The sequence below is a fragment of the Pseudomonas entomophila genome (genome assembly GCF_029193575.1).
In the GTDB taxonomy this organism is placed as follows: Bacteria; Pseudomonadota; Gammaproteobacteria; order Pseudomonadales; family Pseudomonadaceae; genus Aquipseudomonas; species Aquipseudomonas entomophila_G.
The window spans coordinates 17,136-44,064 of sequence record NZ_JARGCS010000030.1 but is presented as its reverse complement, the minus strand read 5'-3'; the positions used below and the strand labels follow the sequence as shown (position 1 = coordinate 44,064).

23 protein-coding genes are annotated in these 26,929 nt (G+C 65.7%); 14 read left to right on the top strand and 9 right to left on the bottom strand.

Features of this window, described 5'->3' with window-relative positions; translation table 11 throughout:
* Positions 1-33 precede the first annotated feature (33 nt).
* From P0Y43_RS13490 to P0Y43_RS13480, 3 genes are all read left to right on the top strand, one after another.
* Positions 34-573 (top strand): gluconokinase, encoded by a 540-nt coding sequence (locus P0Y43_RS13490; RefSeq protein ID WP_275637746.1) that lies wholly within the window; start codon positions 34-36, stop codon positions 571-573.
* 111 nt (positions 574-684) lie between these two features.
* Complete coding sequence (locus P0Y43_RS13485; RefSeq protein WP_275637745.1) at positions 685-2,037, top strand: GntP family permease; 1,353 nt, start codon at positions 685-687, stop codon at positions 2,035-2,037.
* Between the two features lie 85 nt (positions 2,038-2,122).
* Entirely contained in the window at positions 2,123-2,410 is a 288-nt protein-coding gene (locus P0Y43_RS13480) for a hypothetical protein (protein ID WP_275637744.1), read from the top strand.
* Positions 2,411-2,510: 100 nt separating this feature from the next.
* Here P0Y43_RS13480 and P0Y43_RS13475 read toward each other — a convergent pair whose 3' ends face one another.
* From P0Y43_RS13475 to P0Y43_RS13465, 3 genes are all read right to left on the bottom strand, one after another.
* Entirely contained in the window at positions 2,511-3,935 is a 1,425-nt protein-coding gene (locus P0Y43_RS13475; protein WP_275637743.1) for a sigma-54-dependent transcriptional regulator, read from the bottom strand.
* A complete protein-coding gene (locus tag P0Y43_RS13470) occupies positions 3,925-5,397 on the bottom strand; it encodes a sensor histidine kinase (protein ID WP_275637742.1) in 1,473 nt (490 codons plus the stop codon). Before P0Y43_RS13470 ends, P0Y43_RS13475 begins: the two co-directional genes overlap by 11 nt.
* A gap of 281 nt (positions 5,398-5,678) precedes the next feature.
* Positions 5,679-7,124 carry a sensor histidine kinase gene (locus P0Y43_RS13465; RefSeq protein ID WP_275637741.1) on the bottom strand — a complete coding sequence of 482 codons (1,446 nt, stop codon included), beginning with the start codon at positions 7,122-7,124 and terminating at the stop codon, positions 5,679-5,681.
* 167 nt (positions 7,125-7,291) lie between these two features.
* Here P0Y43_RS13465 and P0Y43_RS13460 point away from each other — a divergent pair, with 167 nt between their 5' ends.
* The 4 genes from P0Y43_RS13460 (at position 7,292) to P0Y43_RS13445 (ending at position 12,696) form a co-directional block, all read left to right on the top strand.
* Positions 7,292-8,335, top strand: coding sequence for a GlxA family transcriptional regulator (locus tag P0Y43_RS13460; RefSeq protein WP_275637740.1), 1,044 nt, complete (start codon positions 7,292-7,294; stop codon positions 8,333-8,335).
* Between the two features lie 216 nt (positions 8,336-8,551).
* Entirely contained in the window at positions 8,552-9,754 is a 1,203-nt protein-coding gene (locus tag P0Y43_RS13455) for an NAD(P)/FAD-dependent oxidoreductase (RefSeq protein WP_275637739.1), read from the top strand.
* Positions 9,755-9,956: 202 nt separating this feature from the next.
* Positions 9,957-10,796, top strand: a complete 840-nt coding sequence (gene yghU, locus P0Y43_RS13450) for a glutathione-dependent disulfide-bond oxidoreductase (protein ID WP_275637738.1) — start codon at positions 9,957-9,959, stop codon at positions 10,794-10,796.
* Positions 10,797-10,992: 196 nt separating this feature from the next.
* Positions 10,993-12,696, top strand: a complete 1,704-nt coding sequence (locus tag P0Y43_RS13445) for an amidase (RefSeq protein ID WP_275637737.1) — start codon at positions 10,993-10,995, stop codon at positions 12,694-12,696.
* Between the two features lie 115 nt (positions 12,697-12,811).
* Here P0Y43_RS13445 and P0Y43_RS13440 read toward each other — a convergent pair whose 3' ends face one another.
* Genes P0Y43_RS13440 through P0Y43_RS13425 form a run of 4 tightly spaced genes read right to left on the bottom strand, consistent with a single transcriptional unit; the run spans position 12,812 to position 15,653 of the window.
* Positions 12,812-13,546: an amino acid ABC transporter ATP-binding protein gene (locus P0Y43_RS13440; protein ID WP_275637736.1), complete on the bottom strand. Its 735-nt coding sequence runs from the start codon at positions 13,544-13,546 to the stop codon at positions 12,812-12,814.
* Positions 13,533-14,183 (bottom strand): amino acid ABC transporter permease, encoded by a 651-nt coding sequence (locus tag P0Y43_RS13435; RefSeq protein ID WP_275637735.1) that lies wholly within the window; start codon positions 14,181-14,183, stop codon positions 13,533-13,535. The genes P0Y43_RS13440 and P0Y43_RS13435 overlap by 14 nt, the downstream gene beginning before the upstream one ends.
* On the bottom strand, positions 14,180-14,845 hold the full coding sequence (locus P0Y43_RS13430) for an amino acid ABC transporter permease (RefSeq protein WP_275637734.1): 666 nt from the start codon (positions 14,843-14,845) through the stop codon (positions 14,180-14,182). The genes P0Y43_RS13435 and P0Y43_RS13430 overlap by 4 nt, the downstream gene beginning before the upstream one ends.
* Before the next feature lie 22 nt (positions 14,846-14,867).
* Positions 14,868-15,653, bottom strand: coding sequence for a transporter substrate-binding domain-containing protein (locus tag P0Y43_RS13425; protein WP_275637733.1), 786 nt, complete (start codon positions 15,651-15,653; stop codon positions 14,868-14,870).
* Positions 15,654-15,919: 266 nt separating this feature from the next.
* Here P0Y43_RS13425 and P0Y43_RS13420 point away from each other — a divergent pair, with 266 nt between their 5' ends.
* Positions 15,920-16,603, top strand: a complete 684-nt coding sequence (locus P0Y43_RS13420; protein WP_275637732.1) for a FadR/GntR family transcriptional regulator — start codon at positions 15,920-15,922, stop codon at positions 16,601-16,603.
* A 58-nt stretch (positions 16,604-16,661) separates the two neighbouring features.
* Here P0Y43_RS13420 and P0Y43_RS13415 read toward each other — a convergent pair whose 3' ends face one another.
* Positions 16,662-19,646 (bottom strand): autotransporter outer membrane beta-barrel domain-containing protein, encoded by a 2,985-nt coding sequence (locus P0Y43_RS13415; protein ID WP_275637731.1) that lies wholly within the window; start codon positions 19,644-19,646, stop codon positions 16,662-16,664.
* Positions 19,647-19,858: 212 nt separating this feature from the next.
* On the opposite strand from P0Y43_RS13415, the gene dkgB reads away from it, so the two are divergent.
* From dkgB to P0Y43_RS13395, 4 genes are all read left to right on the top strand, one after another.
* On the top strand, positions 19,859-20,662 hold the full coding sequence (gene dkgB, locus P0Y43_RS13410) for a 2,5-didehydrogluconate reductase DkgB (RefSeq protein ID WP_275637730.1): 804 nt from the start codon (positions 19,859-19,861) through the stop codon (positions 20,660-20,662).
* 137 nt (positions 20,663-20,799) lie between these two features.
* Entirely contained in the window at positions 20,800-21,039 is a 240-nt protein-coding gene (locus P0Y43_RS13405; protein ID WP_275637729.1) for a hypothetical protein, read from the top strand.
* 159 nt (positions 21,040-21,198) lie between these two features.
* Positions 21,199-21,663 (top strand): DUF1348 family protein, encoded by a 465-nt coding sequence (locus P0Y43_RS13400; RefSeq protein WP_275637728.1) that lies wholly within the window; start codon positions 21,199-21,201, stop codon positions 21,661-21,663.
* A gap of 177 nt (positions 21,664-21,840) precedes the next feature.
* A complete protein-coding gene (locus P0Y43_RS13395) occupies positions 21,841-22,848 on the top strand; it encodes a GlxA family transcriptional regulator (protein WP_275637727.1) in 1,008 nt (335 codons plus the stop codon).
* 6 nt (positions 22,849-22,854) lie between these two features.
* On the opposite strand, the gene P0Y43_RS13390 is transcribed toward P0Y43_RS13395, so the two are convergent.
* A complete protein-coding gene (locus P0Y43_RS13390) occupies positions 22,855-23,523 on the bottom strand; it encodes a TetR/AcrR family transcriptional regulator (RefSeq protein ID WP_275637726.1) in 669 nt (222 codons plus the stop codon).
* 395 nt (positions 23,524-23,918) lie between these two features.
* On the opposite strand from P0Y43_RS13390, the gene P0Y43_RS13385 reads away from it, so the two are divergent.
* Positions 23,919-25,331, top strand: coding sequence for a purine-cytosine permease family protein (locus P0Y43_RS13385; protein WP_275637725.1), 1,413 nt, complete (start codon positions 23,919-23,921; stop codon positions 25,329-25,331).
* A gap of 164 nt (positions 25,332-25,495) precedes the next feature.
* Entirely contained in the window at positions 25,496-26,848 is a 1,353-nt protein-coding gene (locus tag P0Y43_RS13380) for an SPFH domain-containing protein (RefSeq protein ID WP_275637724.1), read from the top strand.
* The last annotated feature ends 81 nt before the right edge of the window (positions 26,849-26,929 follow it).

Sequence of the window (26,929 nt, the reverse complement as noted above, 5' to 3'; positions counted from 1 at the left end):
AGACAGCGCTATCTCACCCCGCAGGAGGTACTGATGAACCCTTCCCTGTCCGCACTCGTGGTAATGGGCGTGGCCGGTTGCGGCAAGAGCGTGGTCGGTTCGGCCATCGCGGCCCGCAGCGGCGGTCGCCTGATCGAAGGCGATGCCTTCCACCCTGCCGAAAACATCCAGAAGATGAGCGCTGGCACCCCGCTGGACGATAACGACCGCGCGGGCTGGCTGGTGCGTCTGGGCCAGGAGCTGCAAGCCAGCATCCAGGCCGGCGAGCGCCCCATCCTGACCTGCTCGGCACTCAAGCGCCGTTACCGCGAGACCTTGCGCGCTGCCGTACCGGGCCTGGGCTTCGTGTTCCTCGAACTGACCCCGGCCGAAGCCGAGAAGCGCGTGCTCGCCCGCCCCGGCCACTTCATGCCGGCCAGCCTGATCGACAGCCAGTTCGCCGCCCTCGAAGCGCCGCACGGCGAACCCCTGACCCTGGCACTGGACGCCAGCCAATCCATCGACACGCTCGCCGAGCGTGTGCACGCCTGGCTAAAGCCCCACGGTGAGCAGGCGCTGGCGCGGATCGCCTGAGCGGGCGGTTTTCCGGCTCACCAAAGACAGCGCTGTCTCGACGCTTGAACCCGTCGCAAGCTCCACAACGTTTCGCCACTACAACAACGACAAGACCGAGGCATACGAACCATGTTCGGACTGGCTACCGATACCTTCCTGTTGCTCGACGCCCTGGTAACCATCGTCGGGCTGATCCTGCTGATCACCCATTTCAAGGTCCACCCCTTCGTCGCACTGACCCTGGCCGCAGGCTTCCTGGGCCTGACTTCCGGCATGCCGGTGGCCAAGGTCATGAAGTCGTTCCAGGACGGCTTCGGCGGGGTGCTGGGCTTCGTCGGCATCGTCCTGGCCCTGGGCACCATGCTCGGCAAGCTGATGGCCGACTCCGGCGGCGCCGACCAGATCGCGCAGACGCTGATCCACGCCTTTGGCAAAGCGAAAGTGCACTGGGCGATGATGTTCGCCGCCTTCCTGGTGGGCATCCCGCTGTTCTTCGAGATCGGCTTCGTGCTGCTGATCCCGCTGGTGTTCATCGTCGCCCGACGCTCGGGCGTGTCGCTGGTGAAGATCGGCATCCCGCTGCTGGCCGGGCTGTCCGTCGTCCACGGCCTGGTCCCGCCCCATCCGGGGCCGCTGCTGGCGATCGGCATCTTCCACGCCGACATCGGCAAGACCATTTTCTACGGCCTGCTGGTGGCATTGCCCACCGCGGTGATCGCCGGCCCGCTGTTCGGTAATTTCATCTCGCGCTACATCCCCGGCAACCCGTCCCAGGAGTTGATGGACCAGATCGCCCGCGAGTCCGACCAGAAGAACCTGCCGAGCTTCACCATCACCCTGGTCACCGTACTGCTGCCGGTGGCGCTGATGCTGCTCAAGACCTTCGCCGACGTGGTGTTGCCGGCCGAGCATCTCGTGCGCCAATGGATGGACCTGATCGGCCACCCCATCACCGCCCTGCTCGCCGCCCTGCTGCTGGCCTTCTACACCTTCGGCGCGGCCCGTGGCTTCTCGCGCCAGCAAATCATGAAGATGCTCGACCAGAGCCTGGCACCCACCGCCGCGATCGTGCTGATCGTCGGCGCCGGCGGTGGCTTCAAGCAGATGCTGGTGGACACCGGCGTCGGCAACGTGATCGGGCAGATGGCGGTGCAGGCCGAGATCTCGCCGATTCTGCTGGCCTGGCTGGTGGCGGCGGTGATCCGCATCGCCACCGGCTCGGCGACGGTCGCCACCATCACGGGCGCCGGCATCGTCGCGCCGGTCATCGACCTGGTGCCGGGGGTGAACCGTGAACTGCTGGTGCTGGCCACCGGGGCCGGCTCGCTGATCCTGTCGCACGTCAACGACGCGGGCTTCTGGCTGGTCAAGCAGTACTTCAACATGACCGTGGCCGAGACCTTCAAGACCTGGAGCATGATGGAGACCATCCTGTCGGTGGTTGGGATCATCTTCATCATGCTGCTTTCACTGGTGGTGTGACCGCTGGTCGGGATGATGGCACCTTGCTGATAGCGGTGGGGCCAAACGGTTAACCCGTTGCCCACCGTCGCAAGGAGCCTGAACCATGAAACGATTCCTGCTGCTCGCCGCCCTGCTCTGCTCACCGCTGGCCTTGGCGGTGGGCACCGGCACCACCTACCCGGACGACCCGCACAACCCGGCGCCGCAACCGGGGGTCGACAGTACCTTGAACCCGATCGAGAAGCCCATGCCACGGGATACCGACCCGCGCATCCAGGGTAATGACCCCGAGAGCCCGCCGGCGAAGATGGATGACAACCGGGATTTGCCGGGCATGGAGGGCAGTGGTTCGGAAGGGACGGGTGGCCAAGGGAATGGTGGCAAGCCTTGAGGCCCCAGCGCGGGGCAAACCCGCGCCTTCAGGTTCACCGCTGCCCCTAGAAACTGCGCGGTACCTGGAGCGGGCCTGCCCCGCAATGAGGCCCGGCGTATCACCACAGTCGTTTGTCGGGCCGCGTCAGGCCCAGTTTCTCGATCTTGTAGCGCAGCATGTCGCGCGACAGCCCCAATAGGCGCGCCGACTTGGTGACGTTCCAATCGGTGCGGTCCAAGGTGCGGCAGACCATGTCGCGTTCCATGTCCGGCAGGCTGGCGCCCCCCTCGGGCTCGTGGCGCGGCGCTTCATAAGGGGCGACCACTGGCGGCGCCTGGGGCTCGTCCACCAAGGTCAGGCACAGGTTCAACTGGTGCGCGCCAATCACCTCGCCCGGCGCCAACAGCACCGTCTGCTCGAGCATGTTGCGCAGCTCGCGTACATTCCCTGGCCAGCTATAACCCAGCATCAACGCCTCGGCCTCGGCCGAGAACCGTAGCTTCGGCTTGCCGTAGCGACGCCCGTGGTGCGCCAGGAAATGCCGCGCCAGCAGCAGGATGTCCTGGCCACGGGCATACAGCCTGGGCACCTTCAGGGCGATGATGCGCAACCGGAAGAACAGGTCGCGGCGAAACTTGCCCTGCTGCACCATCTGTTCCAGGTTACAGTTGGTGGCGCTGATCACCCGCAGGTCGACCTTGCGCTCCTTCACCGCGCCGATCCGGCGGATGCTGCGGTCTTCCAGCAGTTTGAGCAGCTTGGCCTGCAGCACCAGGTCCATCTCGCCGATCTCGTCGAGGAACAGCGTGCCGCCATCGGCCGCTTCCACCAACCCCACGCGACGCTCCTTGGCATCGGTGAAAGCGCCCTTCTCGTGGCCGAACAGCTCGGCCTCCAGCAGGTTGGCGGGAATCGATGCGCAATTGAATTCGATGAACGGCCCCTTGGCCCGCCTACCATCGAAATGCAGGGCCCGGGCCACCAGTTCCTTACCCGTGCCGGTCTCGCCTTCGATAAGCACCGGCGGCAGGTCGTCGCTGGCCATGCGCCGCTCGGCGTCGAGCAACTGGCGCAAGGTGTGCTTGAGCCCATGCATCGCCGGGGACTCGCCAATCAGCGCCTGCAACCCGGACTTCTGCGCCTCGCGTTCCTGGTAGAACGACAACGTACGCTCCAGGCGCTCGGCGGCCAGCGCCTTGTCCAGCATCAACTTGAGCTCGGCCAGCACCACCGGCTTGGTCAAGTAATGAAAGGCGCCCTCTTTCATGGCCAGTACGGCGTCCTCGACGTTGCCGTAGCCGGTCATCATGATCACCTTCAGTTCCGGCGCCTGGGCCACCAGGGTACGCAGCAGGTCATGGCCACTCATGCCTGGCAGAGAGTTGTCGGTCAGCACCGCGTCGGGCAAGGCCCGGGCGATCTGCTCCAGGGCCAGCTCCGCGCTGTGGCACACGGTCGCTTCGAAACCCTTGAGGTTCAGGTAGGTGCGGATGTTGTCGGCCAGGACTTCGTCGTCCTCGACCACCAGAATGCTAGGCCCCATGGTCCCCTCCCGCTGCAATGTTGAAGATCAGGCTGACACGGGTTCCTTCCTCCTCACGGCTGCTCAGGCTGACCGAGCCGCCAAACCGTTCCATGATCCGCTTGACCAGGGCCAGGCCCACGCCCAAGCCACCCTGCTTGGTGGTGAAGAACGGCTTGAACACCATCCGTTCCTGCTGCTGGGTCATGCCCTTGCCGGTATCGCTGAGCAACAGCCGCACGCGCTGGCCCTCCAGCACGTCGACCTCGGCGCGCAACTCCCCGCCCTTGGGCATGGCCTCCAGGGCGTTGGCGAACAAGCTGTTGAGGATCTGCGTGAGCTGCAGCGGCTGGCTGGTCACCCATTGCGTCGCCGGCCCCTGCTGACTGAAACGCACGCCGTGGCGTTCGATCTGCTGGGCGAAGGCCAGGCGGGTGTCTTCCAGCGCCGCCACCAGGTCCACCGCCTCGGCCTCGTCACTGGCCGGGCGCAGCGACACCAGCAGATCGCGCACCCAGCGCGACATGCGGTCTACCTGGCTGATGATGTCGGTGATGTTCTTCTGCGCCGCCGGGCTGGCGATCTCCTGGGCCAGCTCGGCGCTGGAGCGGATGTTGGCCAGCGGGTTGCGCAGGCTGTGGGCCACCGCCGAGGACATCTCGCCCAGCGCCACGTAGGTCTCGCTGGCCACCAGGCGCTCCTGTTGGTGATGCAGCAGGCGCGCGGCACGGCGCACGATCCAGAACAGGCCGAAGTAGATCAGCGCGCCGCCCACCAGGGTCGAGGTCCAGATCAGCACGTAGCCACGCTGGATACGCCGGATCAGGTCCTGCGGCTCCTTGTAGATCTCCACCATCGACAGCACCTGCTCACCCTGGCTGTCGAACAACGGGATGTAGTTCTCGATGAACAGGTAGCGCGGCTCGCGCTTGAACCTCTGTTCCTCGCGGTCTTCGTCGGCCTTGTGATAGCTGGCCGAGACCGGCTTGCGCGAACGGAAGGCGTGGGCCAGGTCGCCGTCGGCGTCGATGCGCTTGCCGATCAGTTGCGGGTTGGTCGACCAGACGATGGTGTGGTCGCGGGCATAGACATTGGCCAACAGGGTGTCGGGCAAGTGCTCGACGTGGTCGAGAAACTCCACCCGGGTCGATTCGGCAAGTGCCGCAGGCACCTGCAAGTGCTGGCCGTCCAGGCGCGGGTCGAGCAGTTCGCCCATCGTCGTGCCCGGCGGCAGTTGCGAGTGGCGCACCTCGGCCTGGGCCATGGCCTGGATGAACTGGGCAGTGAGCATGGCGTCGCGTTCGACACTGTCACGCACCACGAAGCGCGTCGACACGTAGCCCAGGCCGCCAGCTACCGAGGCGATGATCAGCAGGCTGATCAACGAGAACCAGCGCAGCAGGTTGAAATCGCGCAACGGCGCGGCCTGCCCACTGGACGGTAGAGGAGCCTTGTCGGAGACATCGTCTTGCAGCGTCTGCATCGCGTCGCTCCCGCCTGGGATGCCGGTCCTGAAACCCATCACGCCTTGCTTGGCCATCCATCGCAAGTTGATAGCATTTCGCCATGGAAGCCGCAGCCGCCATTTGTCGCATGGGGAATCCAGCAAAAACTCAGCCAACGGCGTTTAAGCAATATAAATCAACAACTTAAACGATATACATAACCTGTAATCGAGAAAAATTCCCCACAATCGGGGAAATGCTTAAAAAATATAAAACATATAAATATCAATAAATTACGCTTGAAAGATGAGAAATAAACTCAGGTCTTAGCCACGCGGAAATTCAACGAGACACAGGTCCCCATCCCCTCTTTGCTGTTCAAGCGCACCGAGCCGCCGAAGCGCTCCATGGTCCGCTTGACCAGCACCAACCCCACTCCCAGCCCGCCTTGCTTGGTGGTGAAGAATGGCCTGAATGCCAAGCGCTGTTGTTGTTCGCTCATGCCGCGACCGGTGTCCGACAGGCGCAAAGTCAGGCTGCGGCGGTCTTGGCGCACCACCTCCACACGCAACGCCCCTCCCTGCTCCATCGACTCCAGGGCATTGGCGATCAGGCTGCTGAAAATCTGCCCGAGCAGTTCCGGCTGGCCCAGCACCTGCACGGCGGGCAACGGCTGGAGCTGCAACTGCACACCGCCGCGCTGCAACGGCACGTCGAACGCCAGCAGGCTCTCGCGCACGGCCTGGGGCAGGTCCACCGGCACCGCCTCGTCCCCCAGCGGACGCAGCGACTGCAACAGCTGGCGCACCCAGTGCGACATGCGGTCGACCTGGTTGATGATGTCGTTGATGTTGCGCTGCGCCGGCCCCTCGTCAAAGGCTTGGGCCAACTCGGCGCTAGAGCGAATACTGGCCAGGGGGTTGCGCAGGCTGTGGGCCACCGCCGAAGACATCTCGCCGAGGGCGACGAAGGTTTCGTTGCTGATCAAGCGTTTCTGCTGCACGGCCATCAACCCCACGGCGCGGCGCATGATGCCGTACAGGCCGACATAGACCAGCCCGGCCCCCACGATGGTGGCCAGCCAGATAAGCATCAGCCCATGCTCGATGCGCACGATCAGGTCATGGGGCTCCTTGTAGATCTCCACCATCGCCGTGACCCGCTCGCCGTCAGCGTCGAACAGCGGGATGTAGTTCTCGATGACCAACTGCTGCGGCGGCGTCACGAACTTCTGCTCGCTGCGCGCATCGTCAAAGCTGTGGTAGCTGGCCGAGACGCGCATCTTGTACTCGAACGCGTGCTCCAGGTCTTCGTCGGCCTCGATCATCTTGCCGGTCAGCGCCGGGTTGCTCGACCAGATCACGGTGCGGTCGGGGGCGTAGATGTTGGCCAGGAGCATGTCCGGCAAGTGCGCGACATGGTCGAGGAACTCGCCACGCGCCTTGCGCCGGGCCTCGGGGTCGACGTCGGGCATGGCGTGGTCCAGGCGCGGGTCGAGCAACTCGCCCATGGTGCGCACGTTGGGGATCGACACGTGGCGTACTTCGGCATCGGCGATGGAGGTGATGAACTGGGCGGTCAGCAGGGCATCGCGCTCGACGCTTTCGTCAATGATGAAGCGGCTGGAGATCAGGCCCAGGCCGGCGGCCACCGAGAGAATGACCGCGAGGCTCACCCAGGCATACCAGCGCAACAGGTCGAAAGGCCTGCGCTCCGGGGCGGCGTCGCTCGGCTCGGCGGTATCGGAACGGGGGGCGAGGTCCATGGCGGGCTCCGCGGCTGGGTACCTTCTGAAGGTTATAGCCCAGAGTTGGGGAACCCATGGGGTCGATCGCCCCGGAAACACCGTTGCCCCCCTGTAAACCTGGGCTTGGTCCACGATGCGCGCCGACGGAGTACCATGAACGTTCCTTCCTTCTGCGGCCTTTGCTCATGACCGTCGCCAGCTCTGCGCCTGTGCTTGCGCCCCATGCACGCCAGGTACTGTTCCTCGCCTACCCACAAATGGGCCTGCTCGACCTCACTGGCGCGCAGACCGTTTTCTGGGCGGCCACCAAAGCCTGCATCGCCCGCGGCTTACCCGGCTACAGCGTACGCACCGCAAGCCTCGACGGCGGCCTGGTGGCCACCGCCGAAGGCCTGCCGGTCGGCACCGAGCCACTGCAGCCGCTGCTGCACCAGCCCATCGATACCCTGGTGGTGCCCGGCGCGCCGGAAATCGCGCGCACCCTGCCCGAGCACGGCGAGCTGGTGGGTTGGCTGCGCCTGGCCGCCGCCAAGGCCCGCCGCACCGCCTCGGTGTGCAGCGGCACGTTCCTGCTGGCCGCCGCCGGGCTGCTCGACGGGCGCCGTGCCGCCACCCACTGGGCCATGTGCGACGCCCTGCGCCAACGCTTTCCCAGGGTACAGGTCGACCCCGAGTCGATCTTCGTGCAACAGGACACAGTCTGGACCTCGGCCGGCGTGAGTGCCGGCATCGACCTGGCCCTGGCGCTGGTGGAAAGCGACTGTGGCCGTGACGTGGCCATGCAGGTGGCCCGCGAGCTGGTGGTGTTCCTCAAGCGCCCCGGCGGCCAGGCGCAATTCAGCGAACTGCTCAAGGCCCAGGGTGAGGACAACGCACTGTTCGAAGCCTTGCACCTGTGGCTCAACGATCACCTCGGCGACCCGCAGTTGACCGTCGAGCGCCTGGCCGAGCAGGCGCACATGAGCCTGCGCAACTTCACCCGGGTGTACAAGGCCAAGACCGGCCGCACCCCCGCCAAGGCCATTGAGGTGTTTCGCCTGGAAGCGGCGCGCCGCCACCTGGAGAACAGCGACTGGCAGATTGAGCGCATCGCCCGGCATTGCGGCTTCGGCAGCGAGGAGCGCATGCGCCTGGCGTTCCAGCGTCACCTGGCGGTGACCCCACGCGACTACCGCGCGCGCTTCGCCCGCAGCGTGCCGCTGGCCGAAATCCAGGGTTCTTTGGCCTAGGGCGGTTTCGCCGCCACGCTTAGCATCTGCGTTGCGGTTGCAACTCATGTGCATCCGTCGGGCCACGGCGTGGCACAGCAACCGAGGCGTATCATTTTCCCTGCCCCGCCAACCGGCATGGGCGCCGACGGTTCGCGTCAAGCGTGGCCGTCCCCAAGCGCCTTCGTCTGCCGCGCCCGAGCCGAGACCTCCAAGAAAGCTCCAGGAGCAACGAAGATGAAACAGATCCTGATAATCGGCGCAGGCTTCGCCGGCCTGTGGAGCGCCCTGGGCGCCGCGCGCCAGCTTGATTTGCAAGGGCGCGACGACGTTGAGATCACGGTGCTCGCCCCACAGGCGGAACTGCGTATCCGCCCACGCTTCTACGAACCTGAAGTGCACACCATGGCCGCCCCCTTGCTCGGGTTGTTCGAAGCGGTGAACGTGCATTTCGTGCAAGGGACTGCCGAGCAGGTCGACGAAGCCGCGCATACCGTGCACTACCGCGACACCAAGGGGCTGGCCGCCAGCCTGCGCTATGACCGCCTGATCCTGGCCTGCGGCAGCCAGCTCAATCGCCCTGCCGTACCTGGCCTTGAACGGGCCTTCGATGTCGATACCCTCGAGTCGGCCGGTCGTCTGGAAGCGCACCTCAAGGCCCTCGCCCAGCGACCCGACAGTCCGGCGCGCAACACCGTGGTAGTGGCCGGAGGCGGCTTCACCGGTATCGAAACCGCCACCGAGCTGCCGGCTCGCCTGCGGGCGATCCTCGGCGAGCACGTCACCCCGCGTGTGCTGGTGGTCGACCGCGGCGCGAGGATCGGCGCGGCGCTGGGCGACGGTATCCGTCCGGCCATCGAGCAAGCGTCCGAGGCGCTGGGAATCGAGTGGGTGTGCGGCGCCACCGTGGATTCGCTGGACGACAACGGCGTGGTGCTGTGCAACGGCCTGCGCATCGAAGCCAGCACAGTGATCTGGACGGTGGGCTTCATGGCCAACGCGCTGACCGCGCAGGTCAAGGGCGAGCGTGACCGCCAGGGCCGTCTGCATGTCGACGGGCACCTCAAGGTCAAGGGCAACGATGCGGTGTACGCTGCGGGCGACGTGGCCTACGCTGCCTGCGACACGCTCGGCAACTTCGCCGTGATGTCCTGCCAGCACGCCATCCCGCTGGGCCGTTATGCCGGCAACAATGCCGCCGCCGAGCTGATCGGCGTGGCGCCGATGACCTACAGCCAGCCCAAGTACGTGACCTGTCTGGACCTCGGTGCCTGGGGCGCGGTGTACACCGAGGGCTGGGAGCGTACGGTCTCGCCGCCGGAGGACAAGACCGAGGCCAAGGCGCTCAAGCAACAGATCAACAGCGTGTGGATCTACCCGCCGGCGCCCGAGCGTGCCAGCGCCCTGGCCGCAGCCGACCCGCTGATTCCGGTGGCGTGACATAGGCCTCATTGCGGGGCAAGCCCGTTCCCACAGGTGCCGCGCCGTTATCATGGCCAGCGGTGAACCTGTAGGCGCGGGCTTGCCCCGCGATAGGGCCCTCGCCGCCGGCCAATTCATTTGCCCTTGCCGCCGAACCCATGGCATAGATGCAGGTCAACGCCTCTACGTGACCACGTCGAGCCATCAGGAGATTCGTTGCATGAGCAAGCCCCCCTACGTCCCCCCGAAGGTCTGGACCCACGAAGCAGCCTCGGGCGGCCAGTTCGCCAGCATCAACCGCCCCATCGCCGGCCCCACCCACGACAAGGCCCTGCCGGTCGGCAAGCACCCGCTGCAGCTGTACTCGCTGGCCACGCCTAATGGCGTCAAGGTCACCATCCTCCTCGAAGAACTGCTGGCCCTCGGCCACGGCGGCGCCGAGTACGACGCCTGGCTGGTCCGCATCGGCGAGGGTGAACAGTTCTCCAGCGGCTTCGTCGAGGTCAACCCCAACTCGAAGATCCCCGCCCTGCTCGACAACAGCGTCGAGCCGCCGGTGCGGGTATTCGAGTCCGCCTCGATCCTGCTGTACCTGGCGGAAAAGTTCGGCGCCTTCCTGCCCGAGGCCCCCGCCGCGCGCACCGAAAGCCTGAACTGGCTGTTCTGGCAGATGGGCTCGGCGCCATACCTGGGGGGTGGTTTCGGCCACTTCTACGTGTATGCGCCGGAAAAGATCGAGTACGCCATCAACCGCTTCACCATGGAGGCCAAGCGCCAACTCGACGTGCTCGACCGTCGCCTGGCCGAAAGCCGTTACCTGGGCGGCGACGCGTACAGCATCGCCGACATCGCCGTGTGGCCGTGGTACGGGCAACTGGTGCGCGGCAACCTGTACGGCGCGGCGGAGTTCCTCTCGGCGCATGAGTACACGCATGTGCAGCGCTGGGCCGAGGAAATCGCCCAGCGGCCGGCGGTGCAACGTGGCACCCGGGTCAACCGCACCTGGGGCGATGAGGCAAGCCAGGTGGCGGAGCGTCATTCGGCAGCCGACCTGGACTGACGCCAGCGCGGGGCCCGCGCCTGCAGGAATCGCGCAACCTCCTGCAGGGGCGGGCCGGCCCCGCGACAGGCCCCTCGCGAACACCCCATCCGTGCCCCGCTGCAACCAACCATTTCCCTGCTGCAAGCCTGCGTCCCACAAGGCCTTCTTGCTACACTCGCGCCATGATTTTCCACCTGCACGAGTTGGTGACAGCATGATCGAGGTAACCGAGGTTTCCATTGCCGAGCTGCGCGACGCGCTCGCGTCTGGCCGCACGACTGCGGTCGAACTGGTCAAGGCCTACCTGGCCCGGATCGACGCCTACGATGGCGCCGACACCCCCACCGCGCTCAACGCCGTGGTGGTGCGCAACCCTGAGGCACTCAAGGAGGCCGAGGCCTCCGACGCCCGTCGCGCCCGTGGCGAAACGCTCGGCCCGCTGGACGGCATCCCCTACACCGCCAAGGACAGCTACCTGGTCAAGGGCCTGACCGCCGCCTCCGGCAGCCCGGCCTTCAAGAACCTGGTAGCCCAGCGTGACGCCTTTACCGTCGAGCGCCTGCGCGCCGGCGGCGCCATCTGCCTGGGCAAGACCAACATGCCACCCATGGCCAACGGTGGCATGCAGCGTGGCGTCTACGGCCGCGCCGAAAGCCCGTACAACGCCGCCTACCTGACCGCGCCGTTCGCCTCCGGCTCGTCCAACGGCGCCGGCACCGCCACTGCCGCCAGCTACAGCGCCTTCGGCCTGGCCGAGGAAACCTGGTCCAGTGGCCGCGGCCCGGCCTCCAACAACGGCCTGTGCGCCTACACCCCGTCGCGCGGGGTGATCTCGGTGCGCGGCAACTGGCCGCTGACCCCGACCATGGACGTGGTGGTGCCCTACGCGCGCACCATGGCCGACCTGCTGGAAATCCTCGACGTTGTGGTCGCCGACGACGCCGACACGCGCGGCGACCTGTGGCGCCTGCAACCCTGGGTGCCGATCCCCGCGGCGTCCAGCGTGCGCCCGGCCTCGTACCTGGACCTGGCGCTCGATGTCGGCGCGCTCAAAGGCAAGCGCTTCGGCGTGCCACGCATGTACATCAATGCCGACGCTGAGGCCGGCACGTCGGAAAAACCCGGCATCGGCGGCCCGACCGGCCAGCGCATCCACACCCGCGCCAGCGTCATCGACCTGTGGCAGCAGGCGCGCCAGGCCCTGGAAGCCGCCGGCGCCGAGGTGCTCGAAGTGGACTTCCCGCTGGTCTCCAACTGCGAGGGCGATCGCCCAGGCGCGCCGACCGTGTTCAACCGCGGCATCGTCAGCAAGGAATTCCTGCATGACGAGCTGTGGGAGCTGTCCGGCTGGGCCTTCGACGACTTCCTGCGCGCCAACGACGACCCCAAGCTCAACCGCCTGGCCGACGTCGATGGTCCGCAGATCTTCCCCCACGACCCAGGCACCCTGCCCAACCGTGAGGACGACCTGGCTGCGGGCATGGACGAATACGTCAACATGGCCAAGCGCGGCCTGAAGAGCTGGGACCAGATCGCCACCGTGCCGGATGGCCTGCGCGGCCTGGAAAAGACCCGCAAGCTCGACCTGGAAGACTGGATGGACGCCCAGGGCCTGGACGCGGTGCTGTTCCCCACCGTGGCCGACGTCGGCCCGGCGGACGCGGACGTCAACCCCGCGTCGGCGGACATCGCCTGGAGCAACGGTATCTGGGTGGCCAACGGTAACCTGGCGATTCGCCACCTGGGCGTGCCGACCGTCACCGTGCCGATGGGCGTGATGGCCGACATCGGCATGCCCGTGGGGCTGACCTTCGCTGGCCGGGCGTATGACGACAATGCGCTGCTGGGCTTCGCGGCCGCGTTCGAGGCGACCGGTTCGCGGCGCATGATCCCGCCGCGTACGCCGGCCCTGGGTTGATTGGCCCACGGGCCTTATCACGGGGGCAAGCCCCACAGGTACTCCAGCGTCTTAAATAACGCTGCTGTACCTGTGGGGCTTGCCCCCGCGATCACAAACCCGGCACCGGGCAGGCTCAGCCCTGCGCCGCCATGCCAATGAAATTCGCCAACTCCGCGGTTTGCGGCGCTGCGAACAACGCACCCGGGTGCCCCACCTCATGCACCTTGCCCTGGTGCATGAACACCAGCTTGTCGCCCACCTCGCGGGCAAAGCGCATCTCGTGGGTGACCATGATCAGCGTCATGCCCTCGCTCGCCAACTGGCGCACCACCCCCAGCACCTCGTTGACCAGCTCTGGGTCCAGCGCCGAGGTGATCTCGTCGCACAGCAGCACCTTGGGCGACATCGCCAGCGCCCGGGCGATGGCCACGCGCTGCTGCTGCCCGCCGGACAGCCGGTCCGGGTAGGCATCGAACTTCTCTGCCAGCCCCACCCGCGCCAACATGCGCTCGGCCAGCTCGCGCGCCTCGGCCTTGCCGGCCTTCTTCACCACCTGCGGGGCGAGCATCACGTTCTCGCCCACGCTCAGGTGCGGGAACAGGTTGAACTGCTGGAACACCATGCCGACCTTCTGGCGCAGTGCACGCAAATCGGCGCGGCTGGCGTCGAGGTATTCGCCATCAACCTCGATCACCCCGTCGTTGATCGACTCCAGGCCATTGAGGGTGCGCAAAAAGGTGCTCTTGCCCGAGCCGCTGCGGCCGATGATGGCGACCACTTCGCCCTCCTCGATGCTCAGGTCGATGCCCTTGAGCACGTGGTTATCGCCGTAGTACTTGTGCAACGCGGACACTCTAAGCAGGGGCATGCAGCCTCCTTTCCAGGTAACGGGCGCTCAGCGAGAGCGGATAGCAAAGGATGAAATAGCCCAGGGCGACCAGCCCATAGACCATGAACGGCTCGAAGGTGGCGTTGGCCAGCATGCCGCCGGTCTTGGTCAGTTCGGTGAAGCCGATGATCGAGGTCACCGCGGTGCCCTTGACCACCTGCACCGAAAAGCCCACGGTCGGCGCGACGGCGATGCGCAGGGCCTGCGGCAGGATCACATGGCGCAACTGCTCCAGCCGGCTCAGCGCCAGGCTCCCGGAAGCCTCCCACTGGCCGCGCGGAATCGACTCCACGCAACCGCGCCAGATCTCGGCGAGAAAGGCACTGGTGAACAGGGTCAGGGCGATGGCCGCGGCCATCCACGCCGAGACGTCGAGGCCGAACAAGGCGATGCCGAAGAACACCATGAACAACTGCATCAGCAGCGGCGTGCCCTGGAACAGCTCGATGTAGCCACGCGCCAAGGCACGCGGGAAGCGGCGTTCGGAAATGCGCCCGAGCAGTACCAACAGCCCGGCCAGGCCACCGCAGACGAAGGCCACCAGCGACAACGCCACGGTCCATTGCAGGCCCATGAGCAGGTTGCGCACGATGTCCCAGAAGGTGAAGTCCATCAACGTCTCCCCATCAACAGGCGCTGGCCCAACCAGGCCAGCAGCTGGCGCAGCAGGATGGCCATCACCAGGTACAGGCCGGTGGTCAGCAGGTAGGTCTCGAAGGCGCGGAAGTTGCGCGACTGGATGAAGTTGGCGGCGAACGACAGCTCTTCAGTGGCGATCTGCGAACACACCGCCGAGCCCAGCATGACGATCACGATCTGGCTCGACAGCGCCGGCCACACCTTGGCCAGGGCCGGTTGCAACACCACGTGGCGGAATGCCTCGAAGCGGCTCATGGCCAGGGCTGCGGCAGCCTCGAGCTGCCCACGTGGAATCGCCTGGATACCGGCGCGGATGATCTCGGTGGAATAAGCGCCGAGGTTGACCACCATCGCCAACACCGCCGCCTGCCACTCGCTCAGGCGAATGCCCAGCGCCGGCAGGCCGAAGAAGATGAAGAACAGCTGGACGATGAACGGCGTGTTGCGGATCAGCTCCACGTACAGGCCGAACAGCGCGTCGAACGGCCGCAGGCGCCAGGCCCGCACACCGGCGCCGAGCACGCCGATGGCCAGGCCCAGCACGGTGCCGATCACGGTCAGCTGCAGGGTGAACGCAGCGCCCTTGAGCAACAGGTCACCCTGGGCCAGCACGGGCGCGAAATCGAATTGATAAGCCATGGCTACGGGTTCCGACAGCCGCTCACAGGTCGGCCGGCAGTGGCTGCTTCAGCCATTTCTCGGCGTTGCGGTTGAGGCTGCCGTCAGCCTTGGCGGCTTCCAGGGTGGCGTTGACCTTTTCCAGCAACGCCGGCTCGTTCTTGGCCAGGCCCACGTAGACCGGCGAGTCCTTGAGCTTGACCTTGACCACCGGCACCTTGGCGGGGTTCTTCTCGGCGATGGCGGCCATCACCACGCTGCCGCTGGCGATCAGCTCGACCTGGCCGGAGAGGTAGGCGACGATGGTCGAGTTGTTGTCTTCGAAGCGCTTGATCACCGCGTCCTTGGGCGCCACGGCGCTCAGCTCCATGTCTTCGATCGAGCCACGGGTGACGCTGATGGTCTTGCCGGCCACCGCCTCGATGCCATCGATCTTCGCTTCGGCCGGGCCGAACACCGCCAGGTAGAACGGCGCGTAGGGGCGGGAGAAATCGATCACCGCGGCGCGCTCAGGGTTCTTGCCCAGGCTCGAGATCACCAGGTCGACCTTGCCGGTGGTGAGGAACGGAATGCGGTTGGTGCTGTTGACCGGGGTCAGCGCCAGCTTGACGCCGAGCTTGTCGGCCAGTAGTTGCGCGGTGTCGATGTCCAGACCGCGCGGCTTGAGGTCGGGGCCGACCGAGCCGAACGGCGGGAAGTCCTGGGGCACGGCGACCTTGAGTACGCCACGGGCACTGATATCGGCCAAGGCATCGGCCTGGGCCAGAGGCAAGGCCAGGGAAGTACCGCAGAACAGGGTCGCCAGGAACAGGGAGCGGAACAGCTTCATGGAAAGGCCTCGCAGGAATCCAATGGATGGGTTACCACGGGCCTTTGCACGGGCCATGCCAGCCTGCGTCAAATGCTGCGCGAAGGCCTTGAACTCACGGTCTTACTGGTCTGAACAGTTGCCCCGCGTGCACCTGCACGGCGCCCCACACCGCCCCGCTTTCGTGCACGCGCCGCCAGCCCTGCGCCAGCACGGGGCAACGCTTGCCAGCGCCGCGCAATGCCCGTAAAACGTCAGCGTCATAGCCCTCCGACTGGTCTGAACAGATGCTCGACACTCTCCCCCGCGCCGTGCCGGAAATGGCCCTGCAAGGCATTCGCAAGCTGATCGACGAAGGTGGCTACCAGCCGGGCGACGCCCTGCCCTCGCAGCGTGACCTGGCCGAGCGCCTGGGGGTGAGCCGTGCCTCCCTGCGCGAGGCGCTGTCGTCATTGAGCGCCTTGGGGCTGGTCAGCGTGCAACCGGGCAAGGGCGTGTTCGTCCAGGCTCCGGCACCCGTGGGGTTCTCCTGGCCGTATGCCGAGCAGGTCTCGGCCGCCGACACCTTTCAACTGCGCTATGCCTTGGAAGGCTTCGCTGCCGGGCAGGCGGCCCTGGCGCTGACCGCCGACGACCTCGACCGCCTGACGGCGAATGTCGAGGCCATGCGCCGGGAGTTGCAGGCGGGACGCTTCGAAGCGGCGGCACGGCTGGATTTCGAATTTCACCAGGCGCTGCTGCAGGCCTGTGGCAACCACGCGATGCTGCAGGTGATCACCGCCAGCCAGGACATCTTCCTGGAAAGCCAGAAGCTGCCGTTCATTCGCCCGGAGCGGGCCATGGAGACCTGGCAGGAACACCGCAAGATCCTGCGCGCGTTGGAGCGGCGCTCGCAAGCGGCGGCACAGCGGGCGATGCAGGAGCACATCCGCAATGCGGCCTCGCGCACCGGGGTGGTGTTCGCGGTGTGAGTGTTTCGTCAGTGCCGGCCCTATCGCGGGTGTAGGCGCGATAGGGCCGGTTCAGACATCAGAACTTAAGCTGCCACTGCCCGATCAACGCATGGTTGCGCGCATTGCTGCCCATCTCCCCGCTATACCCCACCCCCACCGTCTGTCGGGCACTCAGCCCCAGGTCCAGGCCGACCTCGAGCAACAGGCTGTCGCGGTCCAGGGCGCTGCCCTCGACGCTGAAGGCATCGCCGCCCGCCAAGAACGCCTGGCGCGTGCGGGTGTCAAGGCTGCCGTAGGTGTGACGCCAACCCAGGCTCGCGCGTGGGGTGAGGCTCATGCCATTGGCCAGTTGACCCAGATGCGCCACACGTACACCGAAGGTACTGGTGAAGTTGTCCTGGGTCTCGGCCTCGACCGCCAACGCAGCGTCACCGCCTTGCTCGCGGTAGCCGTCGCGGTGGTAACGCTGGTAGCCAAGGTTGGCAAAAGGCTCGGCGCTCAGACGCCCGCTGCCCAACGCATAGCCCAGCTCGGCGAAGGCCTGCTGGCTGTCGGCGTCGTAGTCGCCCTTCAGGCGTTCATCGAAGCCGTCGAAGCGCACGCTGCGCTTGCTGTCGCCGTCGTGGCTGCTGTACGCCGCGCCCAGGCGCAGGGCCAGCGGGCCGCGCTGACGTTGCGCATACACGCCAGCGTGCCAACTGCGCACACGGCCGTCGAGGCCGCTGGCGTCCAGACGGGTGCGTGAGTAGCCGCCCAGCAGGCCCAGGCGCCAGTCGCCCGCCACTGCCCAGTCGGCACCGAGCACCGCGCCGCCGGTGCGCTGCTCCAGGCTGCTGGCGCCGTGGCTGCCCTCGACCTTGCCGTAGCTGCCCAGGGCCTGGCCCCAGACGCGCCCCAGGGCATTCGGGTCGTTGAGGTCGCGCACGCCCTGGGGCAGGCCGGTGGCGGCGAGCACCGGGGTGTCCTGCGGGTCGAGGCCGACCAGCAGGCCGGCATTGCTGCCCATCGACTGCATGGCGCTGAGCATCGTGCCACCGACCTGGGCGCTGCCGGCCAGGGTCGCGGCCGCGAGGTTGGCAGTGTTGCTGCCCGACAGTTGCTCGATGGCGCCACCAGCCGACGCGTTGGTGGTGTTGAGCAGCGCCTGGTAGAGCGCGCTGTCGCTACCCAGGCTGTCGAGGCTGCGGGCCACGGCGCCGCCGTTGGCGCTTTGGGCGTACTGCTCGAACGCCACGTCGTTGCGGGTGTAGGTCAGGCCGACCGAGGTACTGGCGTAGCTCAGCGTCGGCGTGAGGAATGCATAGTCGCTGGTGACTTGGCCGAACGTGCCGTTGATCGCCTCGGCAGTCAGCACCGTGTACTGGCGCTGCCAGGGGTATTCACCCGGCGTCGGCTGGATGCGCAGCGTCGCGCCACCCAGGTTGGCGGTGCCGCTGACGTTGATCGGCGCACTGCTGCCATCGGCATTGACGCCATACACCAGGGTCGAGCCACTGGCGAAGTCGAGGTCGCCCTTGACCGTGGCCACGCCCAGGCCGGTGTTGGTCAGCAACGTGCCGCGAACGTCCAGGCCACCGACCGAACCTCCGCCGGCGTAAGTCGCGCCCGGGTCCACCCGCAGGGCACCCAGCACGCTGCCCTGGTTGACCAGGGTGGCACCGCCGAGAATCTCGCCACCCTGGCTGAAGTCGTTGTTGCTGGTCAGCGTCCAGGTGCCGCCGGAAACCAGCAGTTTCTCGAAGTTGGCGCTGTTGCCGAAATGCCCGCTGCCGTCGAGGAACACGGTGTCCACCCCCGCTCCGCCATCGACCAGGCCGTTGAACACACCGCCGGTGTTCACCACCAGGCGGTCGTCGCCGCCCCCCATGCTCAGCGCCAGGCCGTTGCCGCCGCTGATGGTGCCACTGTTGACCACGGTGTCGGCGAACTCACCGATCAACTTGATGCCGAACCCGCGCTCGCCGCGAATGGTGCCGGCGTTGTCGATCGTGGTGGCGGCCACCCCGGAACCCTCGGCGCCATCGTCCACCAGGATGCCATTGTCGACGCTGCGGATCAGGCCGCTGGCGGTGTTGGTGATGGTGCCGCCGCCCATGGCGATACCTTCGCTGTTGTTCGGCCGCCCGCCGCTGTCCACGCCCTTGGCGCCCAGACCCTGGATGGTGCCGGCGTTGTACACGTGACCGATCAGGTCGATGTCCACACCGTCGCCGTCGCCGTTGAGCTTGCCGTCGGCGATGGCGCCCGTGATGGTGCCCCAGTTGTACACCGTGCCGCTGCCATCGGAGCCGAAGCCCGAGCCGTTGCGCCCGGTGAGGCTGGCGCCTGCGTAGTTGTAGAGGGTCGCATCGGTCTTCAGGTCGACGCCATGGCGGTCGGCGCTGATGGTGCCGTAGTTGTGCACGGTCACGCCGGTGGAGGTGCCGATCTTGATGCCGTCGTACTTCTGGTCCAGGCCGTTGCCGTCCTGCGGGGCGGTGTCGGTGTAGATCAGCCCGTAGTTGGTGACGGTGGCATTGGAGCCGGTCTTCAGCGCATCGTTGCCCACCGCGTGGATCACCCCCGTGGCCTCGTTCACCACGGTGGTGGTGAAGGCCGGGTTGTTGAGGGTTTCCAGGTCGATGGCCTGGCCGTCGACGGTGGATTCGATAGTGCCGGCGTTGACGATCTTCAGCGAGCCGCCGGCCGTGGGGTTGGTCTGGAAACGCAGGCCATCGTTGGTGCCCTGGATCAGTGCCCCGGCGCGGTTGGTGATGACGAAGAAGCTCTGGTCGGTGCCACCGTCCTTGGTGTCGATGCCGCGGGCCACGGTGGAGCGGATGATCCCGGCGTTATCCACGCTCACCGTGGTGCCGGTGGTCTGCTTGGGCAGGATCACGCCATCGTCGGTGCCGGAGACGATGCTGCCGCCGCTGCTGACCTGCAGGGTGTCACCTTTTTTCAGCTCCAAGGTGCTAGTGGTTGGGGTCCCGATCAGGTAGTCGGTGGCTTGGGCGGCGGTGGCGAGGGAGGCGCTGGCCAAGGCGACACACAGGGCCAGGCGGTGCGGCGTGAAGTGCATGAGGGCGACCATTGTGATTATTCAAAGTCGCCCAATATGGCTATTGGATATTACGGTTTGATTGATCGACCTCGGCAGAATGCATGGCTATTCATGACATCAAGTCAAAAGACCTTGCTTGCCCCACGCCTTAATCAATTCAGTTGCAACCTTCACACTGCCAACCACTCGAATTCTCCATCTCACATTTTTTCCCGCACCAGGAGTACCCCATGAGCATTCCCCAATTCGGCCTTGGCACCTTCCGCCTCACCGGCCAGGCCGTCATCGATTCGGTGAAGTCCGCGCTGGCGCTGGGCTACCGCGTCATCGACACCGCACAGATCTACAAGAACGAAGCCGACGTCGGCCAGGCCATCGCCGAAAGTGGCGTGCCGCGCAGCGAGCTGTTCATCACCACCAAGATCTGGACCGACAACTACGCCGCCGACAAGCTCGTCCCGAGCCTGCGCGACAGCCTGGCCAAGCTGGGCACCGAGCATGTCGACCTGACCCTGATCCACTGGCCGGCCCCCGGCAACGGTGTCGAGCTGCGCGAATACATGACCGCGCTGGCCGAAGCCAAGCAGCTCGGCCTGACCCGCCAGATCGGTATCTCCAACTTCAACATCGAACTGACCCGCCAGGCCATCGACGTGGTCGGCCAGGGCGAGATCTCCACCAACCAGATCGAGCTCAGCCCATACCTGCAGAACCGCAAGCTGACCGCCTTCCTCAAGGAACAGGGCATCACCGTCACCTCCTACATGACCCTGGCCTACGGCAAGGTGCTGAAGGACCCGGTGCTGGCCAAGGTCGCCGCCAAGCACAAGGCCACCGTGGCCCAGGTCGCCCTGGCGTGGGCCATGCAGCTGGGCTACGCGGTGATCCCATCCTCCACCAAGCGCGAGAACCTGGCCAGCAACCTGCTCGCCCGCGACCTGCGCCTGGACGACGAGGACATGGCGCTGATCGCCACCCTGGAGCGCAATGGCCGCGAAGTCAGCCCGGACGGCCTGGCGCCTGAGTGGGACTGAGCGCCCGTTGAGGGCCCCGCCCTGGCGAGGGCGGGGCCCTGATTGCCGGATATTGGAAGCAGACTACAACTGACGGGGAAACGCTGAACCCTGTCCTCTGCCAGACTCTGCCGCGAGCCCTTCACAGGATCGCGCCAATGCCCTCCGTTGATGTTTTTTCGTGCACCCGACGCGATGATGCCTCCATCGACCGGGTGGCGATCCGTGTGCGCGAGGGGGGCCACCCCGTTCGACCCGACCTGGCGCGCAGCCGCAACGCGCGCGCCCTCGGCCTGCTGCCCAAGGCCATCGCCGCGAGCCGCCATGCCTATATTTTCGACCACCCCGGCGAACGTGCGGTGAGGCTTATGTCGACGAAGTCGAGCCATAGCCTGTAATGCGCCGCATCATTCCACTTCCCGCAATTATGAAATGCCGCCCACACCCATTCTCAGCGCCCTGGGCTTGGGAGTAGTGTTCACCTCACGGGTCGCGCCGGGCCCGGTGCCCACGACGATCCCAGTCCGCTTTCCGGGCCTTACCGAGGAGAACCCAGCATGTCGCGTCCCCCCCTGCCCCCTTTCACCCGCGAAACCGCCATCGAGAAAGTCCGCCTCGCCGAGGATGGCTGGAACAGCCGTGATGCGGCGAAGGTCGCGTTGGCCTATACCCTCGACACCCGCTGGCGCAACCGCGTGGACTTCGCCACCAACCGCGACGAAGCCCAGGCCTTCCTGACCCGCAAGTGGAACCGTGAGCTGGAATACCGGCTGATCAAGGAACTGTGGGCGTTCACCGACAACCGTATCGCGGTGCGCTATGCCTACGAGTACCACGATGACAGTGGCCAGTGGTACCGCGCTTACGGCAACGAGAACTGGGAGTTCGCCGAGGACGGGTTGATGAAGCACCGCCATGCGAGCATCAACGAGATGCCGATCAAGGAAGAGGAGCGCAAGTTCCGCTGGCCATTGGGGCGCCGGCCGGATGACCACCCGGGCTTGAGTGATTTCGGGTTTTGAATGAATCAGTGCCGGCCCTCTCGCGGTGCAAGCCCACCCCACAAGTACACTGCTGAACCCAAATACTGCGGTGTATTTGTAGGAGTGGGTCTACCCGCGAAAGGGCCGCGACAGATTGTGTTTCCCGCCGACTCCCAGCACACTCCCGAGCGCCCAGCGCAGGAAACGGAGTCCGCAGTGCCCACGCCACGCCAGTTCAGCAAGAAGACCAGCACCAGCAACATGCTGCGGCTCAAACCCGGTGCCAGCGACACGCAGGTGCCCTACCGCGTCGACTTCGTCCTGCTCGAACATTTCTCCATGGCCAGCTTCACCGTGGCCATGGACGTGCTGGTGACCGCCAACCTGCTGCGCGCCGAGAGCTTTGCCTTCACCCCGCTGTCGCTGTCCGGCGACCGGGTGCTCAGCGACCTGGGCCTGGAACTGGTGGCCAGCGCGCTGAACCCCGCCACGCTGCACGAGGCCGACCTGCTGGTGATTTGCGGCGGCCTGCGCACCCCGCTCAAATACCCCGAGCTCGACCGCCTGCTGGCCGACTGCGCCGCCCACGGCCTGGCCCTGGGCGGGCTGTGGAACGGCGCCTGGTTCCTCGGCCGCGCCGGGGTGCTCGGCGACTACGGCTGCAGCATCCACCCCGAGCAGCGCGCCAGCCTCGCCGAGCGCAGCCCGCAAACACGCATCACCCCGGCCAGCTTCACCCTCGACCGCGACCGCCTCACCGCCGCCAGCCCCAACGGCGCCATGGAACTGATGCTCGGCCTGGTACGCCGCCTGCACAGCGACGTGCTGGCCGAGGGCGTGGAGGAAATCCTCTCGTTCTCTGGCGCGCGCTACCGCCAGGTCGGGCCGGGGGCGAAGAAATCCATGAGCCTGCAGTTGCGCACCATCGTCGAGCTGATGGAGAGCAACCTGGAAGAAACCCTGAGCCTCGACCAACTGGCCGCCTACAGCGGGCGCTCGCGGCGCCAGATCGACCGCCTGTTCCAGGCCCAGCTGGGCACCTCGCCACGGCGCTACTACATGGAGCTGCGCATCACCAAGAGCCGTCGCCTGCTGCAGTACTCCGACCTGTCGGTGATGGAAGTGGCGGTGGCCTGCGGGTTCGTCTCGGTGTCGCACTTCAGCAAGTGCTACGCGGCGTATTTCGGCTACCCGCCGTCACGCGAGCAACGGCTGGGCGAGTGACGCGGTTCAGGCGCGGATGTAGCCCATCACCGCGTCGCAGATCATCTGCTTGTGGCGTTGCTTGATCGTTTCATCCGCCAGGTCTATCTGGAAGATGTCGCCGAACGTGTGGCGGTTGGAAACCCGGTAGAAACAGAACGAGCTCATCAGCATGTGCAGGTCGATGACCTCGATGCCAGGGCGGAACACCCCTTCGCGCACGCCACGCTCGAGGGTCTGGCGCAGGGCGTCGAGCACCAGGCTGCTCATTTCGCGGATCACCGGCGACTGCTTGACGTACTCGCCGTAGTGGATGTTCTCGGTGCAGACGATGCGCACGAAATCGACGTTGCGGTCGTGGTGGTCGAAGGTGAACTCCACCAGGCGGCGGATCGCCTGCTCGGCCGGCAAGGCGCCCAGGTCGAGGCTGTGCTCGGTCTTGCGGATGTCGCCGTAGAGCTTGACCAGGCACTCGACGTAGAGCTGCTCCTTGCTACCGAAGTAGTAGTAGATCATGCGCTTGGAGGTGGCGGTGCGCTCGGCGATGGCATCGACCCGCGCCCCGGCCAGGCCCTGCTGGACGAACTCGGTGATGGCAGCCTGGAGGATGTTCTCGCGCGTTTTCTCGGGGTTGTTCTTGCGCGGCTTGCGCGCCCCGCTTTCTGGCTGGCCGAGGCTGACTTGCGGATCACTCATACCGACTCACAGGCTGTAATGGGGAATGGCCGGGATTATCCGTGAGCGGGACGATGCAGGGAAGCAAGGTTTTGCCAGGGGCGCGTGGCGCCGGCCATGGCCCGCTTTTTCACCGCCCCTTTATCGCGCACCCCGCACCAAGCTGGCTCGCCATCGATGCCGCCGCGCTGCCCATGCCCAGGCGCCACAAGGCCTCGCCGCACCTGGCACAGCCCCTGCTAGGGCTGACCCTCGGGCGTTTTCCAGCCTTAGTTTTTTTAACGTTTATGGGCACATATTTAATATTTTATCGATCCCCGCCCACGCCCCATGATCGCTTCCAACAAGAAAGCGTCGTTCTCTGCCGACGCGCCCCGGGCACCTGTGAAGTGCCCATCCTTGCCTTGGAGTCCGTCATGACCAGCGCAGCCACATCGGCACCTCTCATAGAAAAACACACGATCGGATACGTGCCCCCGCAAGATCGCCATGGAAAGGTAAGGGATTTGTTCACCCTGTGGTTCGGCGGCAATATCGCGCCGCTGCCCATCGTCACCGGCGCCCTGGGCGTGCAGTTGTTCCACCTGAACCTGATCTGGGGCATCGTCGCCATCCTCGTCGGCCACCTGGTCGGCGGCGTGCTGATGGCGCTGCACTCGGCCCAGGGCCCGCAGATGGGCATCCCGCAGATGATCCAGAGCCGCGCCCAGTTCGGCTCGCTTGGCGCCTTGCTGGTGGTGGTGATCGCCGGGGTGATGTACGTCGGCTTCTTCGCCTCCAACATCGTCCTGGCCGGCAAGTCGCTGCACGGCGTGGTCGAGAGCGTGCCGGTGCCGGTGGGCATCGTCATCGGGGCATTGGGCTCGGGGATCATCGGCATCATCGGCTACCGCTTCATCCACGTGCTCAACCGCATCGGCACCTGGGTGCTGGGCATTGGCATCGTGGTGGGCTTCGGCTACATCTTCACCCACGTGCAAAGCGACGACTTCCTCACCCGCGGCGGCTTCAACCTGGCCGGCTGGCTGGCTACCGTGTCACTGGCGGCGCTGTGGCAGATCGCCTTCGCTCCCTACGTGTCGGACTACTCGCGCTACCTGCCGGCGGACGTGAAGGTTTCCTCGACCTTCTGGACCACCTACCTCGGTTCGGCGCTGGGTTCGAGCCTGTCGTTCATCTTCGGCGCCGTGGCGGTGCTGGCGATTCCCGCCGGCATGGACACCATGGACGCGGTCAAGCTCGCCACCGGCGCCCTCGGCCCGCTGATGCTGGTGCTGTTCCTGCTCAGCGTGATCAGCCACAACGCCCTCAACCTGTATGGCGCGGTGCTGTCGATCATCACCTTGATCCAGACCTTCGCCTACCGCTGGATCCCCACTGCCAAGACCCGCGCCGTGCTGTCGCTGGTGGTGCTGGCCGCCTGCTGCGTGGTGGCGGTGTTCGCCTCGGCGGACTTCATCGGCCATTTCGTCGACATGGTGCTGGTGCTGCTGGTGGTGCTGGTGCCGTGGACGGCGATCAACCTGATCGACTTCTACGTGATCCACAAGGGCGACTACGACATCGAGTCGATCTTCAAGGTCGATGGCGGCCTCTACGGGCGCTACAACCCGCAGGCGCTGATCGCCTACGCGGTGGGCATCGTGGTGCAGATTCCGTTCATGAACACGCCGCTGTACGTGGGGCCGGTGTCCGAGCACATCAATGGCGCGGACCTGTCGTGGCTGGTGGGGCTGGCGGTGACCACGCCGCTGTACTGGTGGCTGGCCAGCCGGGATAGCGCGTACCGTCGTCGGCAGATGGGGGGTAAGTTGGCGGCTGGGGTTTGAAGTCGCTTGGCTGAGAGGCAAAAGGAAGACCCGCTTATTGCGGGTCTTCTGCCGTCTGGAGGCTGCTTTATTTTGAGAACATTCGTACAGCCTTAATAGAAACGCCCGCTTTTGACGACGCACTCGCATAGTCAGCATGCCGCTCCACGTACAAGGAGTGTCCCATGCAAAAGCTTCCACTGGCCAACTTCAACCTACCTCGTATAAACGGCAAGATCATCGCCGCCATTGGTATCCCCGTCGCCGTGATCGCCATCGCCGCAACGCTGTTCAACGAGGTGTTCTTCTATAACGAAGCGGGTCAGATGACCCATGTGCGCACGATATTCGGCGAGGAGAAAGTAGTCGAGGAAGTCGGTTACTCAACCAAATGGTTCGGCCGCAGCACGGTTTGGCGCCGCACCATTGGCGTACAGTCCTCCTTGCAGGTGGACAGCCAGGACGATCGGCGCAACGGCCACCCCTCCGTGGTTCTGGACAACCTGCCAATCGTGTTCCTCGGCAACGTCGACGCCAAGGCCGAGTTCAGCACTCAGTTCCGCTTGCCCACGGGCGATGCGTTCCTGAAAATCGCCCAGGAATACCGTACGCCCGATAACTTCCTCCAGCGCGCGCTGCTGCCTGCGGTCAAGGAAACCCTGCAGGCCACGGCCTCGTTGATGAGTGCCGATGATTACTACGCGGGGAACCGCAGCCACTTCGGCGCCGAGTTCGAAAACCAACTGCGCAATGGCCTGTACCTGACCACGCGCAAGGAAATCCGCGTACAGCGGGAGAACTTCCCGGCACAGACCGCGATCTTGCAGTCCGGCACCGATCAGGGCAGCTTCGGCGACAATACCTCGACCCGTTTCATCATCGAGAAGAAGCTCGACAAGGACGGCCAGGAACTGCGTAAACAGCAGCAATTCCGCCTGTTTGGGGTCGAGGTCGTCGATGCTCGGGTGACGCACATCGACCCCAACCCGCAGTACCAGCAACGGATGGTACTGGTGCAAAAGGCGTTGGCGGAACTGGCCGTGGCGCGCCAGAACCGGTTGAAGGAGGAGGAAGAGAAAGAGCTGGTTTCCGCGCGAGGTGCCAAGGACGTCGAAGCCAAGCGCCAGGAAAGTCTGCGCCAGCAGATAGAGCGCACCACCGAAGCCGAAACGGAGAAACAGCTCACCTTGATCAACGCCGAGCGCGAGCATCGGCGCGCTGAAATCGACAAGCAGACCGCCGAACTGCTGCGTGACAAAGCCAGGGTCAATGCTGAATCCACCAAGATCACCGCCGATGCCGAGGCGTATGCTCGCGAGGCATCGCTCAAGGCAGACGGCGCCCTGCAAACCAAGCTCGATGCGCTGGTGCAGATCAACCGCGCCTGGGCCGACGCTGCGGCACGGGCTCCAGTGCCCAACGTGATGATGGGGGGCTCGGAGGCCGGCATCGGGCGCCAGGATGAAATGAGCAAGCTGATGAGTGTATTGGCGACCAAGGCGGCGAAGGATCTGCTGGTGGATCTCAAGACACCCTGAGTGGCCGGAGGGCCCTATCGCGAGCCTTGCCCCGCGATAGGGCCCTAAAAACCTACATCCAGGAAATGTCCTACTCCGGCC

Excerpts from the sequence above, each read along its gene's own strand:
- P0Y43_RS13480 (WP_275637744.1), top strand. The coding sequence starts at position 2,123 with ATGAAACGATTCCTGCTGCTCGCCGCCCTGCTCTGCTCACCGCTGGCC.
- P0Y43_RS13470 (WP_275637742.1), bottom strand. The coding sequence starts at position 5,397 with ATGCAGACGCTGCAAGACGATGTCTCCGACAAGGCTCCTCTACCGTCC.
- P0Y43_RS13415 (WP_275637731.1), bottom strand. The coding sequence starts at position 19,646 with ATGCACTTCACGCCGCACCGCCTGGCCCTGTGTGTCGCCTTGGCCAGC.
- P0Y43_RS13390 (WP_275637726.1), bottom strand. The coding sequence starts at position 23,523 with ATGAGTGATCCGCAAGTCAGCCTCGGCCAGCCAGAAAGCGGGGCGCGC.
- P0Y43_RS13455 (WP_275637739.1), top strand. The coding sequence starts at position 8,552 with ATGAAACAGATCCTGATAATCGGCGCAGGCTTCGCCGGCCTGTGGAGC.
- P0Y43_RS13420 (WP_275637732.1), top strand. The coding sequence starts at position 15,920 with ATGCTCGACACTCTCCCCCGCGCCGTGCCGGAAATGGCCCTGCAAGGC.
- P0Y43_RS13440 (WP_275637736.1), bottom strand. The coding sequence starts at position 13,546 with ATGCCCCTGCTTAGAGTGTCCGCGTTGCACAAGTACTACGGCGATAAC.
- P0Y43_RS13425 (WP_275637733.1), bottom strand. The coding sequence starts at position 15,653 with ATGAAGCTGTTCCGCTCCCTGTTCCTGGCGACCCTGTTCTGCGGTACT.
- P0Y43_RS13380 (WP_275637724.1), top strand. The coding sequence starts at position 25,496 with ATGCAAAAGCTTCCACTGGCCAACTTCAACCTACCTCGTATAAACGGC.
- dkgB (WP_275637730.1), top strand. The coding sequence starts at position 19,859 with ATGAGCATTCCCCAATTCGGCCTTGGCACCTTCCGCCTCACCGGCCAG.
- P0Y43_RS13400 (WP_275637728.1), top strand. The coding sequence starts at position 21,199 with ATGTCGCGTCCCCCCCTGCCCCCTTTCACCCGCGAAACCGCCATCGAG.
- P0Y43_RS13460 (WP_275637740.1), top strand. The coding sequence starts at position 7,292 with ATGACCGTCGCCAGCTCTGCGCCTGTGCTTGCGCCCCATGCACGCCAG.
- P0Y43_RS13385 (WP_275637725.1), top strand. The coding sequence starts at position 23,919 with ATGACCAGCGCAGCCACATCGGCACCTCTCATAGAAAAACACACGATC.
- yghU (WP_275637738.1), top strand. The coding sequence starts at position 9,957 with ATGAGCAAGCCCCCCTACGTCCCCCCGAAGGTCTGGACCCACGAAGCA.
- P0Y43_RS13430 (WP_275637734.1), bottom strand. The coding sequence starts at position 14,845 with ATGGCTTATCAATTCGATTTCGCGCCCGTGCTGGCCCAGGGTGACCTG.
- P0Y43_RS13475 (WP_275637743.1), bottom strand. The coding sequence starts at position 3,935 with ATGGGGCCTAGCATTCTGGTGGTCGAGGACGACGAAGTCCTGGCCGAC.
- P0Y43_RS13405 (WP_275637729.1), top strand. The coding sequence starts at position 20,800 with ATGCCCTCCGTTGATGTTTTTTCGTGCACCCGACGCGATGATGCCTCC.
- P0Y43_RS13485 (WP_275637745.1), top strand. The coding sequence starts at position 685 with ATGTTCGGACTGGCTACCGATACCTTCCTGTTGCTCGACGCCCTGGTA.
- P0Y43_RS13445 (WP_275637737.1), top strand. The coding sequence starts at position 10,993 with ATGATCGAGGTAACCGAGGTTTCCATTGCCGAGCTGCGCGACGCGCTC.
- P0Y43_RS13465 (WP_275637741.1), bottom strand. The coding sequence starts at position 7,124 with ATGGACCTCGCCCCCCGTTCCGATACCGCCGAGCCGAGCGACGCCGCC.
- P0Y43_RS13490 (WP_275637746.1), top strand. The coding sequence starts at position 34 with ATGAACCCTTCCCTGTCCGCACTCGTGGTAATGGGCGTGGCCGGTTGC.